This is a genomic window from Stenotrophomonas sp. TWI377 (assembly GCF_039674525.1).
Lineage (GTDB): Bacteria > Pseudomonadota > Gammaproteobacteria > Xanthomonadales > Xanthomonadaceae > Stenotrophomonas.
In genome coordinates this window covers 31461-44072 of sequence record NZ_JBDJNT010000017.1, presented here as the reverse complement: position 1 = coordinate 44072, position 12612 = coordinate 31461, and the positions used below count along the sequence as shown (strand labels likewise).

Annotated in this window: 14 protein-coding genes; 4 read left to right on the top strand and 10 right to left on the bottom strand. The window is 68.7% G+C overall.

Annotation, left to right across the window (positions count from 1 at the left end):
* Window positions 1-9 precede the first annotated feature (9 nt).
* From ABE546_RS14360 to ABE546_RS14345, 4 genes are read left to right on the top strand one after another with little or no spacing between them, the layout of a single operon-like run.
* Complete coding sequence (locus tag ABE546_RS14360; RefSeq protein ID WP_313208844.1) at window positions 10-909, top strand: ABC transporter ATP-binding protein; 900 nt, start codon at window positions 10-12, stop codon at window positions 907-909.
* Window positions 906-1676 carry an ABC transporter permease gene (locus ABE546_RS14355; protein ID WP_313208843.1) on the top strand — a complete coding sequence of 257 codons (771 nt, stop codon included), beginning with the start codon at window positions 906-908 and terminating at the stop codon, window positions 1674-1676. The genes ABE546_RS14360 and ABE546_RS14355 overlap by 4 nt, the downstream gene beginning before the upstream one ends.
* A 6-nt stretch (window positions 1677-1682) precedes the next feature.
* Window positions 1683-2918 (top strand): sensor histidine kinase, encoded by a 1236-nt coding sequence (locus tag ABE546_RS14350; protein WP_346464195.1) that lies wholly within the window; start codon window positions 1683-1685, stop codon window positions 2916-2918.
* The gene (locus ABE546_RS14345) at window positions 2915-3517 is read left to right on the top strand and encodes a response regulator transcription factor (RefSeq protein WP_123731154.1); all 603 of its coding nucleotides are present in this window, start codon (window positions 2915-2917) and stop codon (window positions 3515-3517) included. Before ABE546_RS14350 ends, ABE546_RS14345 begins: the two co-directional genes overlap by 4 nt.
* Window positions 3518-3638: 121 nt before the next feature.
* Here ABE546_RS14345 and ABE546_RS14340 read toward each other — a convergent pair whose 3' ends face one another.
* From ABE546_RS14340 to ABE546_RS14295, 10 genes are all read right to left on the bottom strand, one after another.
* Window positions 3639-4205: a cytochrome b/b6 domain-containing protein gene (locus ABE546_RS14340; RefSeq protein WP_313208840.1), complete on the bottom strand. Its 567-nt coding sequence runs from the start codon at window positions 4203-4205 to the stop codon at window positions 3639-3641.
* Window positions 4202-5314 (bottom strand): catalase family peroxidase, encoded by a 1113-nt coding sequence (locus tag ABE546_RS14335; RefSeq protein ID WP_346464193.1) that lies wholly within the window; start codon window positions 5312-5314, stop codon window positions 4202-4204. Before ABE546_RS14335 ends, ABE546_RS14340 begins: the two co-directional genes overlap by 4 nt.
* 166 nt (window positions 5315-5480) lie before the next feature.
* Window positions 5481-6848, bottom strand: a complete 1368-nt coding sequence (locus ABE546_RS14330) for a leucyl aminopeptidase family protein (RefSeq protein ID WP_346464192.1) — start codon at window positions 6846-6848, stop codon at window positions 5481-5483.
* Between the two features lie 28 nt (window positions 6849-6876).
* Entirely contained in the window at window positions 6877-7587 is a 711-nt protein-coding gene (locus ABE546_RS14325) for an HAD family hydrolase (RefSeq protein ID WP_102788871.1), read from the bottom strand.
* Window positions 7588-7651: 64 nt separating this feature from the next.
* Window positions 7652-8128: a hypothetical protein gene (locus tag ABE546_RS14320; RefSeq protein ID WP_346464190.1), complete on the bottom strand. Its 477-nt coding sequence runs from the start codon at window positions 8126-8128 to the stop codon at window positions 7652-7654.
* A gap of 85 nt (window positions 8129-8213) precedes the next feature.
* On the bottom strand, window positions 8214-9305 hold the full coding sequence (locus tag ABE546_RS14315; RefSeq protein WP_313208836.1) for an AI-2E family transporter: 1092 nt from the start codon (window positions 9303-9305) through the stop codon (window positions 8214-8216).
* Window positions 9306-9441: 136 nt separating this feature from the next.
* Entirely contained in the window at window positions 9442-9924 is a 483-nt protein-coding gene (locus ABE546_RS14310; RefSeq protein ID WP_313208835.1) for a protein sip-5, read from the bottom strand.
* On the bottom strand, window positions 9921-10421 hold the full coding sequence (locus ABE546_RS14305) for a phage holin family protein (protein WP_313208834.1): 501 nt from the start codon (window positions 10419-10421) through the stop codon (window positions 9921-9923). The genes ABE546_RS14310 and ABE546_RS14305 overlap by 4 nt, the downstream gene beginning before the upstream one ends.
* A gap of 8 nt (window positions 10422-10429) precedes the next feature.
* A complete protein-coding gene (locus tag ABE546_RS14300) occupies window positions 10430-10795 on the bottom strand; it encodes a hypothetical protein (RefSeq protein ID WP_019185548.1) in 366 nt (121 codons plus the stop codon).
* Window positions 10796-10906: 111 nt separating this feature from the next.
* On the bottom strand, window positions 10907-12334 hold the full coding sequence (locus ABE546_RS14295; RefSeq protein WP_346464188.1) for a Do family serine endopeptidase: 1428 nt from the start codon (window positions 12332-12334) through the stop codon (window positions 10907-10909).
* Window positions 12335-12612 lie beyond the last annotated feature (278 nt).

Genomic DNA, 12612 nt, shown 5'->3' with positions numbered 1-12612 from the left:
GAGTCCGCCATGACTGAATCCACTGCCTCGCCACTGGCCTGTCTGCACGACGTCCAGGTCCACTACGGTGACGTCGCCGCCCTGCAGGGCGTGAGTTTCTCGCTGCACCGCGGTGAAGTGCTGGCCCTGCTCGGCCGCAACGGCGCCGGCAAGAGCACGGCCATTTCGCTGCTGCTGGGCCTGCGCCGCGCGGATGCGGGTCGGGTGGAGCTGCTCGGCGGCGACCCGCAGGATCGGGACCGTCGCGGCGGCATCGGGGTGATGCTGCAGGCCACCGCGTTGCCACCGGTGCTGCAGGTCCGGGAGCTGATTGATCTGGCGCGCACCTGTTACGTCGATCCGCGCTCACTGGCGGACTGCCTTGCACTGGCCGGGCTGACCGATCTTGCCCGGCGTCGCTACGGAACGCTGTCCGGCGGCCAGCAGCGCCGGGTGCAGTTCGCCATCGCGGTCTGCGGGCGGCCGCAGTTGCTGTTCCTCGATGAGCCGACCACCGGCCTGGACATCCAGGCGCGGCAGCAGCTCTGGCAGGCGATCCGGCAGCTGGCGGCCGAGGGCTGCGGTGTGCTGCTGACCACGCATTATCTGGAAGAAGCCGAGGCGCTGGCCCAGCGCGTGGTGGTGATCGAACAGGGCCGGGTGCTGGCCGATGGTCCGCTGGCGCAGTTCCGCCAGCAGCTCGCGCCGCGTCGCATCCGCTGCCGCAGCGCACTGGACGTGGAGACGCTGAAGACCTGGCCGGGCGTGCGCGAGGCGGTCCGCGATGGCCTGCACCTGCAGCTGCTGGCCGAACCGGCCGAGCCGGTGGTCGCGCGGCTGCTCGCCGAAGATCCGCAACTGCAGGAACTGGACGTGCATGGCGGCGGGCTGGCCGACGCCTTCGTTGAACTGACCCGGGAGGCCGCATGAACACCGTGACTGAAACCGTATCCGCCACGTCCGCCCGCGTGCCCGCGTGGCCGATCTACCGCGCCGAGATCGTGTGCGAACTGCGGCGTGCCTGGCGCTACCCGGGCTTCGTGCTGCCGTCGCTGCTGTTCCCGGTGTTGTTCTATTCTTTGTTCGGTGTGCTGCTCGGTCGCGGGCAGGCCTCGATCTATCTGCTGGCCACCTACTGCGTGTTCGGTGCAATGGCGCCGGCGCTGTTCGGCTTCGGCGTGCAGTTGGCGCTGGACCGCGAGGGCGGCCTGCTCACACTCAAGCGTGCACTGCCGATGCCACCGATGGCACCCCTGCTCGCACGCCTGCTGATGGCCGTCCTGTTCGCGGTGCTGGTGGCGGTGCTGCTCATGGCGGTGGCGATGGGCGCCGGCGTGTCTGTCACCCCTTGGGCCGCGCTTCATCTGCTGGCGGTGGCGGCGTTCGCGGCGCTGCCGCTGGGCGCGATCGGCCTGTTGATCGGCAGCCATGTCAGCGCCAACGCGGCGCCGGCGGTGGTCAACCTGGTCTATCTGCCGCTGGCGTTGTTGTCCGGGCTGTGGCTGCCGCTGTCGATGCTGCCACCGCTGTTCAGCGCCATGGCGCCGCTGTGGCCGACCTGGCATCTGGCCCAGCTGGCATTGCCGGCGGTCGGTCAGCCGGCGCAGGGCAGTGCCTGGGTCCACGTGGCCGTACTGCTTTGCATTACCGTCGTGGCGCTTGGGCTGGCACGGCGCCGCCTGCGGCGGATCGGCTGAAGTGGCATGATCGCGCCTGCTCGTTCTGCCTTGGAATCGTCCGTGTCCTTCAGTCGGCTCGCCTCCCTGCTGCGCCCCGCGCCGGATTCGGCCGTGGCCGAGAACCTGCGGCGCGGCAGATCGCCGTGGGTCGATGCGATCCACCTGCTGTGGACGCTGTGGGTGTTCCTGACGCCGCTGTTCGGCGGTGGCTACACGTGGCGATGGGCGGCGCTGACCCTGCTGACCTACCCGGTGTTCCTGGTCCTGTACGCCGGTGTGCTGCTCGCACCGCGTTGCCACGCGCCGCGCTATGCGCTGTCGATGGTGGTGCTGGGGCTGGTGCCGCTGGCGTGGTACCCCTCGGCGGTGAGCTACTTCATTTTCGGCTGTGTCACCCTGCGCGTCTCGCGCCGCAGTGGCTATGGGTGCTATCTGCTGCAGCTGGTGGGCTTGAACGCGTTGTTCGTGGTGGTGGGTTTGTTGGCCCACTATCCGTGGCAGGCGCTGATCTGGATCCCGAGCATGGCGATGATCATCAGCCTGGTGGTCAATTTCGAAACCGCGAGCCATGAACAGGATGCAGCGCTGCAGCTGTCCCAGGACGAAGTGCGTCGGCTGGCGGCAACGGCCGAACGTGAGCGCATTGGCCGCGATCTGCACGATCTGCTGGGGCATACGCTGTCCTTGATCACCTTGAAGCTTGAGCTCTCGCGCAAGCTGGCCGACCGCGATCCAGCCGGCTCGCGCCGCGAAGTGGACGAGGCTGAAACGATCGCGCGGCAGGCGCTGGCCGAAGTGCGCAGTGCAGTCACCGGTATCCGCGCCAGCGATCTGGCGGCCGAACTCGCCTCGGCGCGGTTGCTGCTGGAGTACCAGCATGTGCATCTGCACTACGCGCCACCGCCGCCGATGCCGGTCGATACGGAGCGGGCGCTGTCGCTGGTGCTGCGCGAGGCGGTGACCAATGTCGCCCGTCATGCACAGGCGCGGCAGGCGTGGATCACCTTCGAGCAGGACGGGCGCAGTCTGTTGATGCAGATCCGTGATGACGGGCGCGGCGGCGCCCACGTCGATGGCAACGGCCTGACCGGGATGCGCGAACGCGTCGCTGCACTGCGTGGCACCCTGGCGGTGCAGTCCGCAAAAGGGGAGGGCACCTGCGTGACGGTGCGGGTCACCTTGCCGGCCGCGACCACCGCCGTGGTGGCGCCGGTGGAGGTGCCGACAGCGCCGTCGCTGCCTGCCGGGGGTGCATCATGATCCGCATCGTGCTCGCCGAAGACCAGGCGATGGTGCGCGGCGCATTGTCAGCGCTGCTCGGGCTGGAGCCGGACATCGAGGTGCTGGGCAGCGCCGCCGATGGCGAAGCCGCGTGGCGGATGCTGCAGCAGCTGCAGCCGGACATCCTGGTCACCGATATCGAAATGCCCGGTCTGTCCGGGCTGGAACTGGCGCAGCGGATCGCCCGCCAGGGCCTGCCGATCAAGGTCGTGATCGTCACCACCTTCGCGCGCTCCGGCTTCCTGCGCCGCGCGCTGGATGCCGGCGTCTGCGGCTATCTGCTCAAGGATGCCCCGGCCGAACGCCTGGCCGATGCACTGCGCCAGGTGCAGCACGGCGGCCGCGCGATCGATCCGCAGCTGGCGCTGGATGCCTGGTCGCAGGCCGATCCGCTCAACGACCGCGAGCGCCAGGTGCTGCGGCTTTCCGGCGACGGACGCTCGGCCAGCGAGATCGCCACCCAGCTCGGGCTCTCGCACGGCACGGTGCGCAACTACCTGTCCGAATGCATCGGCAAACTGGGTGTGGCCAACCGCATCGAGGCGTATCGGCTGGCGCGGCAGAAAGGCTGGCTGTAGTGCCGGCCGCTGGCCGGCTCTGCACCCTCTCTGTCGAGAATAACGGGAGCCGGCCAGCGGCCGGCACTACCGGGGTGCCAGCGATGCATGCGATCCGATACCACCGACCAACGGTCGGTGGCTACCGGGGATCGGTGTCGGTGGGGGAGGTGCGGCCCGGCCCCTTCGCCATCGCCTGGAACACGCCATCGCGGCGCACCCACAGGTGGAACAGCGCGGCTGACAGATGCATCACCACCGTGGCGAACAGCACATAGGCGAGCAGGCTGTGCGCATTGCGCAGCGCCGCGTACAGCGCCGGGTTGTGCGGCAGGATCGCGGGCAGGTGCACGCCGCCGCCCATCACGATCGGGTAGCCGCCGGCAGAGAGCATGCCCCAGCCGACCAGCGGCATGGCCAGCATCAGCCCGTAGAGCACCCAGTGCGAAGCATGCGCCGCCGCGGCCTGCCAGGCGGGCAGGTCGGCCGGCAGCGGCGGCGGGCGATGCCGCAGGCGGTTGTACAGGCGCACCAGCACCAGCAGCAGGATGGCGATGCCGAGTGGCCGATGCAGGTCGATCAGCATCGGCCGCCAGTGCAGTGACGCGACCATGGTCACGCCGACGAACAGCATGGTCAGGATCATCGCCGCCATCAGCCAGTGCAGGATGCGCGCGAGGAGATTGAAATGGCCGGCATCACGGTTCATCGCGCACCTTCCTTGCCCGTGGCGGCGGGCGCTTTGCCGCTGGCGATTTCGCGCTCGCGGCGATTGAACGATTGCGAATACACCGCCGAGCGTGCGGCCAGGATCGGATCATCCGTGCCGGCCACGCCGCTGGGCAGGATCAGCGGATCGTAGTTGAGGTCGCGGCAGGCACCGGTGGCCTGCGGCTGCATGCTGCTCAGGGTCAGCGTGCCGGCCTTCACCTGGCGGCGGTCTTCCGGCCACACCTGCGAGGGGTCATTGATCGGGTCGCCGTCGTTGGCGATCGTCACCCACATGTCCCAGCGCACCGGGCCCTGTGCCAGCCGCTGCGCGAACTCCTCACTGAGGAAATCATCGTCGGACTGCGCGCGCTGTTCCGGCGTCATGTCCTCGAAGGGCGCCTGTGGGCGCATGCTCCAGCGCACGAAGTGGTGGCTGCCATCGGCGGCGGTGAAACGAAAACTGTTGACGCCGTTGTAGGGGGTGTTGGCCCAGCTGTTCGACCACGGGGCGGTCTTGGCCCACTGCTGGAAGGCACGCGCGGAGGGGTACTTCTCCAGCACGGCGGCCATCTTTGCCGGGTCCGGTTTACCGGTGGCCGGGTCCGGCGTGCCGGCGCGGGTCTGTTCCAGGAAGGCCTCGGCGGTGGGCACCGCGAAGAACGGGAAGCTGTTCATCGCCATGCGCCATTCCTGCCCATCGTCGCTGACCAGCTGCAGCGCCATGCTGCGCACGCGGGCCTTGTTGTCGGCGCCATGCGGGTCGCCGCCGCCGATCGACAGGCGGCCCAACACCGGTACCTGGCGCTGCCGGAACACGCGGGCCGAACTCAGCGCCGCGCCTTCCGGCGTGCCCTGGAACACACCGCTGACGCAGACCCCCTTGGTATGCGCGCGGCGGAAGCCGGGCTGCGGGGGGCCGGTCGCCTCGATGGCATCGGTGAAGGTCTGCGCGGTGACGCGGTCGCGGCCGATCCAGCCGGCCAGCCAGGCGAAGGCCAGCACCAGGCCACCCGAGATCAGGGCGATCAGCGCGATCCACAGCAGCGGTGATTGAGGGCGTGGAGCGCCCGGTTCGCGACCAGCGCGGGTATAGCCGAAGAGCGACATGTCCGGATTCCTGCCTTCACGATGTGTGTGGGTGGGCGACAGGAGCATGGTGTCAGAACCCGGCGCAGGCCGATATTCACATTTTCGCCAACTCTGCAGAAACGACGATCCCCGCCGGAGCGGGGATCGTGGGAACAGCGCGTACCGGGTACTAGCCGGTGCAGCCTCAGGCGTACCGCGTCTTCAGCATCGCCCACGCCGAACGCAGCGCCAGCGCTTCGCCACCGGCCGGACGGCCCGGGCGTTCGCCGTCGTTCCAGGCGTAGACATCCAGATGCGCCCAGGTCTGGCCTTCGGCGATGAACCGCTCCAGGTACAGCGCGGCGGTGACCGAGCCGGCCATGCGCGAACCGGCGTTGGCCAGATCCGCGATGTTGCTGTGCAGGTAGCGCAGGTACGGGCGCCACAGCGGCATGCGCCAGACCGGATCGCGCACCGATTCACCGGCCTGCAGCCACTGCTGGGCCAGGGTGTCGTCGTTGCTGAACAGTGCCGGCAGGTCCGGGCCCAGCGCGATGCGGGCCGCGCCGGTCAGGGTGGCGAAATCGAGCACGATCTCCGGCTGCTGCTCGCTGGCGTAGGTCAGCGCATCGGCGAGGATCACGCGCCCTTCTGCATCGGTGTTGTCGATCTCGATGCTCAGGCCCTTGCGGCTGGCGATCACTTCGCCCGGGCGGAACGCATCCGGACCGATCGCGTTTTCCACCGCCGGGATCAGCAGGGTCAGCTGCACCGGCAACTGCTGGGCCATGATCAGGCCGGCCAGGCCCAGTGCGTGCGCGGCGCCGCCCATGTCCTTTTTCATGTTGCGCATGCCGTCACCCGGCTTGATGTCCAGCCCGCCGGTGTCAAAGCACACGCCCTTGCCGACCAGCGCCACGTGCGGCTGGCCTGCGTTGCCCCAGCGCAGCACGATCAGGCGGGGCGCGCGATGCGAGGCGCGGCCCACGGCGTGGATGGACGGGAAGTTCTGCTCCAGCAGCGCATCGCCGGTGATCACGTCGATCTGCGCACCATGCGCGGTGGCCAGTTCGCGCGCGGCATCTTCCAGCTGCTGCGGACCCATGTCCTCGGTCGGGGTGTTGACCCAGTCGCGCACGCGCAGGCTGGCGATGATCACATCGCGCACTTCGGCCGAAGGCGTGGCAGCCAGCTGGGCCGGCGCGCGGTTGGGCGTTCGGTAGCGCGCGAAGCGGTAGCTGCCCAGGCCCCAGCCGATCTGCAGCAGGGTCTCGATCTCCGGCGCCAGTGCATCCGCCAGTGTCCAGACAGTGCCTTCCGGCAGCGCGAACGGCGCGTGCGCGTAGCTGTAGACATCCCCCGGGTCGCCAACACCGACGATCGCGCCGGCCAGGCCGTGCTCGCCCGGCAGCAGCACCACGCTGCCACCGCTGCCGTTGAAGCGCTGCGCGTCCAGCCACGCGCCGAGCGCGTCGGATTGCTGCGCACGCCAGCCGGCGTACTGCTCGCGGGTCATCACATGCAGCGGCAGCGCATGCGAGGTGTCGGACGTGAAACCGTTGATCTGGGACATGGGACTCGAGTGCTCCTTGGGCGGCGGCTTACGCGTGCTGGGCGGATGCGTTCGCATCCAGCCAGTCGGCCAGCCCGGTCAGGGTGTCGAACTGCAGATCGGGCTGCAGTGAAGGGTGGGTCCAGGGGTGTTCTTCGCGGTTGATCCAGCAGCCGCGCAGGCCGGCCTGCATCGCACCGACCACGTCCATCTCGGCGTGGTCGCCGACGTGCAGCACGTGGGCAGGGGCCACCGCGAGGCGCTCGCAGGCCGCATGGAAGATGCTCGCTGCGGGCTTGGCCGCGCCGTGCTCGCGCGAGCCGAGCTGGAAGGTGAAATGGTGGGACACGCCGATGCGCTGCAGGTCGGCATTGCCGTTGCTGAGGGCGGCGACCGGCACGCGTGCGGCGATCCGGGCCAGCGCGTCCATCGCATCCGGATAGAACTCGACCTGGTTGCGCGCGGCGTAGAACGCCTCGTAGGCAGGTTCCAGCAGGGCCGGATCGGCGCCGCTTTTCTCCAGCGCCTCGCTCAGCGTCAACCGGCGCAGCGCGCTCAGGTCGTAGTGCAGGTGCGGGTTGTCATGGAAGGAGCGCTCGCGCAGTTCGCGCATCGCCGCCACCGGGTACATCGCGGCGGTGGCGGGGCTGTGCTGGAGCATCCACTCGTACAACACCTGGTCGATGCGGGCGCCGATGGGGGCGAACGGCCACAAGGTGTCGTCGAGGTCGAGGGTGATGGCTTGGACGGGGAAATTCACCCCGCCATTCTACGCCTGCGCGCGCGGGCTTTCATGGCGCGCGCAGGCGCCGAGGTGAGGTGCTTCAGCGCAGGTCGTAGGAGCAGGCGATGGAGGCCTGGCCCTCGTCCTGCCGCACGCTCAGGTCGTGGCGGCCCACCTCCAGGGTGTAGTCGCCGGCTTCGTTGCGCGGAATCTTCGCCAGCGCTGCGATCTGTTCGATACCGGCTGTGCTGAAGTAGGCGGTATAGCTGTCGATGCTGTCCTCGCCGTTGGCACCGTCGTACAGGTGCAGGCGGTTCACTGGCTGGCCCAGCACGAGCAGCGGCGTGGTCAGCGCATACTCGCCATCGGACAGTTCGCCGTACGCCTGCAGCTCGGTCGGCTTGAGCACCTTCGCCACCGCGGCGAACTGCGCAGGCGTCAGGTGGCGCTTGCAGGTGACCGCCTCGACCAGCTGGCGGCTGGCCACCTCGGGGCTGGGTGGGGGAGCGGCCAACGTCGGGGCAGCGAGGGTGACAAGGCCGGCGAGGGCCAGGCAACGGGTAGCGAGGGAAGACATCAGGGCCGGGATCCATCCGAAAAGGTGCCGGTATTCTGGCACCACCGGGGATCGCGCAGCCAGCCGTACCCTTGGCCTTGACGGCTTATTCCAGCAGCTTGGCCCAGCCCTGGGTGCCATCCAGCCGCGCCAGCACCAGCTTGATGCAGACCAGCAACGGCACCGCCAGCAGCAGGCCGACCATGCCCCACAGCCAGCCGAACACCATCAGCGCCAGGATCAGGATCAGCGGCGAGATCGCCATCTGCCGGCCCAGTACGATCGGGGTCACCACCTGGCCTTCGATGGTGTGCAGCGCGAGGTAGCAGGCCGCGGGCAGTAGTGCTTTGAAGGGATCGCTGAACTCCACGAACCCCATCAGCAGCATCAGGGCCACGCCGATCAGCGGGCCGACGTAGGGCGCGAAGTTCAGCAGGGCCGCCACGGTGCCCCATAGCAGCGCCTCCTGCAGCGAAATGCCGAGCAGCAGCAGGATGCCGGAGAACACCAGGCCTACCAGCGTGTTGATCACGGTGATGGTGAGGACGTATCGGGAAACCTCGCGCTCGATCGAGCGCAGGATGTCCGTGGTGAAACGTTGCTGCTGGCGGCTGGGGAACAGCGCGATGGCATGCTTCTGCAGGTTCTGCCCGTAGATCATGAAGAACAGGGTCAACAGCACCACCGCCAGCACCGAGGCGGCCAGGCGTGGCGCGCGGGTCAGCACCTTGTAGGGATCATCGAGCTGGGTGCGCACGATCTGCACGCGGCGGCTGCCTTCGCCACCGGCGACGCGCGCGAAGTTCTCGGCGGCCTGGTTGGCCTGCTGCACCGGCTTGGTCAGGTTCTGCACCTGGCGGGCGACCTTGCGCAGCTGCTGCGGTGCTTCCTGGGCCCATTCCATCGCCGGGCCGACCAGCTGCACGCCGAGCGCGGCGGCACCACTCAGGCCGACGCCGAGCACCAGCACCGCGCCGAGAAACCGGGGAATCCAGATCTTCTGCAGCATCCGCAGGATCGGGTTGCCGACCAGTGCGAAGAACATGGCCAGCAGGATCGGCAGCACCACGTCCTGTGCCGCCCACAGGGTAAAGGCCACCGCCAGGGTGGCCAGGATCACCAGCGACATCGGCGCGCGCGGGCGCGGCGCAGGCGGTGCGACGACGGCTTCGGCAGAAGGGGGAACCGGGACGCTCATTCGGATCGCACACGGGAAAGGAGCGCCATTATTGGGCAAGCCGGGTGCGCATGGCGTGTGGGGTACGTGCAGACGAAGAAAGGCCCCGCGGCGGGTGCCGCAGGGCCTTCGGATGTTGCTGCCGACCGCACTGCGATCAGCGTTCGGACAGGTCCGTGGCCGCTTCGGCCGGTTGCGGCTGATGCGGCGAGGCCGGTTCGGCACGCCGTTCCGGGTTGAGCCGTGGCGTTGCCGGGGCCGCAGGCCTCGGAGCCGGAGCCGCCTGACGCGGCGCCTCATCGGTGGCCTCATCCACCTTGTCAGCAGCCTGCTCGGCGGTATCGGCCGCTTCGCTGGCCTGCATCGAGGCGAACGCGGCCTGGGTACTGGCCACCAGATTGGAGACCGAGCCGATCATCTGCAGCCACCGCGCGCCCTGCACCTTCGCGCCCAGGCCGGTGGGCTCCAGCTTGCCGGCCAGGAAACCGCCGGCCAGACCCACGGTGATGATGCGCAGCGGCGTCCATCCGGTCCGCCAGACGGTGCTGAGGGTGGACCAGCTGCTGCGGGTCTTCTCGACCCGCACCGCCACCACCAGCTCGGCGCGCTGGACGCGTTGCCGCAAGGCTTCGAAGTTCATCGCTTCACCCCCGTGGTATCGACGTCGGCATCGGGATCTTCCTCGCTGGGCTCGTCATACAGCCCCAACCGCGACAGCTGGCGGCGGGTGGCATGCATGCCGGTATGGCGGAAGAAGAACGACACCCGCCACATCGCGTAGCCGGTCACCAGCAGGCTGACGATCGAGGTGATCAACAGCGAATGGAACCAGGACAGGCCCCAGCGCTGCATCAGGGCGATCAGCGTGCCGGCCAGCAACAACCAGGCCGACGCGCCGAACACGATCGCCACGCCCGCCCAGGCCAATGCCCGGCCAAATGCGCTGCGCGCCAGTGCGAAGTCGGCCGAAGCCAACCGTCGCAGGGAGCGCAGGGTGTGCTTGGCCGAATCGACGGTCTCACGGCCGGCCTCACCGACCTGGCGGATGCTCTCGTCCAGGCGCGGTGCTTTTTCACCGCTGTCCGGTGGCGGGATATCCGCGCCACCGGCAGCGCTCGACTGGGCTTGATCGCTCACGCCGCTGCTTACTTGTCGCCGCCGCTGCGGGCCAGCTTGGCGATGATCCAGCCGGCTGCGAAGGCCACGCCGAACGACGCCAGCGGACGCTCACGGATCAGTTCAGCGGCGCTGTCGACAAGGTCCTTGCCCTTGTCCATCAGTGCATCAACCTGTTCCTTGGCGGCGGCACCGCCGAACTCGGCCGCGGCCAGGCCGGAGAGCGCGGTATCGGACAGTTCGGCCTTGACGTTGGCCTTGCCGATGCGCAGCTCATCACCGGCAGCGCCGGTGGCGCCCTTGATCGCACCGCCGGCAGCGGTGGCCGCCGACTTCAGGTGCGAGCCGGCTTCGCCCAGGTGTTCCTTCAGATTCTCGGTATTGGTGGGGCTCATCGTGTATCTCCTGCTATGCGATGGGGAAGGTGACCGCGGACGATCCGACGGCAACGAACACAAGGTAATAGCATCGGCCGGGTGTAAGCGACGTTACGGCTGACGCCGCGTTCAGCGCATCACCAGCTGGCCGCCGCCATTGCCACGGATGATCCTGAGGACCAGCTGTGCCGGGCGCTGCTGGAAGTTGGCGCGCCAGCTGGCGAGATCGGCAAACTCACCTGCCGTTGCCGCGGTGATCACATCACCCTGCGCCAGCCCGGAGGCTGCCGCGCGGCTGCCGCGTTTGACGTCACTGACCAATACCCCGCTGACACCGGCCTGGCGCAGCGATTCGGGCAGGTCGACGAAGGTGGCCCCGCCCAGACGCGGATCGAGCGACTCGCCGGTGACCGCGCGTGCCTGTTCCTTCAGCGTGGCCTTGATCTGCAGCGGCTTGCCCTCGCGGCGCACGTCCAGGGTCAGCGTACTGCCGACCGGCTGCAGGCCTTCCACGTTGTGCAGCGCCTGCGCGCTGTCCACGCGCTGGCCGTTGGCCGACACCACCACGTCGCCCGGCTTGAGCCCGGCGGCCGCGGCACTGGACCCGGCCAGCACGCGGGTCACCAGCGCGCCCCGCGTCTCGGTCAGGCCCAGGCCCTGCGCGATCTGCTGGGTCAGGTTCTGCGCCTCGATGCCGAGCGTGCCACGCACCACCACGCCGTGTCTGACCAGCTGGTCGACCACATCGCGCGCCAGGTTGGAAGGGATCGCCAGGCCCAGGCCGATGTTGCCGGCCATGCTGCCCTGCGGATTGAAGCTGGCGGTATTGATGCCGACCAGCTGACCCTGCAGATTGACCAGCGCACCGCCGGAATTGCCCGGGTTGATCGAGGCATCGGTCTGGATGAAGTTCTGGTAGCCCAGCCCGCGGATGCCGCTGCGGCCCACCGCCGAGACGATGCCGGAGGTGACCGTCTGGCTGAAACCGAACGGATTGCCGATCGCCACCACGAAGTCGCCCACGCGCAGCTGGGCGCTGTCGCCGAGCTTGATCTCGGTCAGGTTGCCGGTCGGAATGCGGATCAACGCGACATCGGTATCGGCATCGGAGCCGATGAATTCAGCCTTCACCGTCCGCCCGTCGGCCAGGGTCACCTGCACGTCGTCGGCGTTGTCGATCACATGGTGGTTGGTCAACACCAGCCCTTCGGCGGCATCGATGATGACGCCAGAGCCCAGCGATTCGTTGATGCGTTCCTGCGGCACTTCGGGGAACAGGCGGCGGAAGAACGGGTCGTTGAAGTAGGGGTTGCGCACGCGCACCACCTGCTTGGTGTTGACGCTGACCACGGCCGGCATCACCCGTTCCAGCATCGGTGCCAGCGACGGCACCGCCTGGCCGGCAACCGCTGCGGGCAGCGCCGCTGTGGTCGGGATGGTGTATGCGGCCGGCGCCGCCTCGGCACGGTTGTCCAGGTGCGCGTTGATGGCCGTGGCGGTGAACCCGCCGAAGGCAGCGGCGAGGGCGAGCGTGAGCAGGGTCGGGAGCGGTCGCATGGTCCGGCGGTTCCGTGTCGGAGGGGACGGGGCAGGGAAAACACGTATACGGTAATTCAACCTGAATGAGTGTGTCCGCAATCGGCTAAACCCGGGATGAAATTCGCCGCGTCGTCGGCCATCCGGTGACGCAGCCTGGGCACGGATGGCGGTGCCGAAATCGGCCGGTGGCGAGGTGCCAAGCAGGGCGGTGCAGTGCGCTCGGCGACGTCCAAAGCAACGCTGGTCGTGCGCCTGCAGGGCGCATCCGCGTCATCGAAACCAGCGCAAATGCCGGG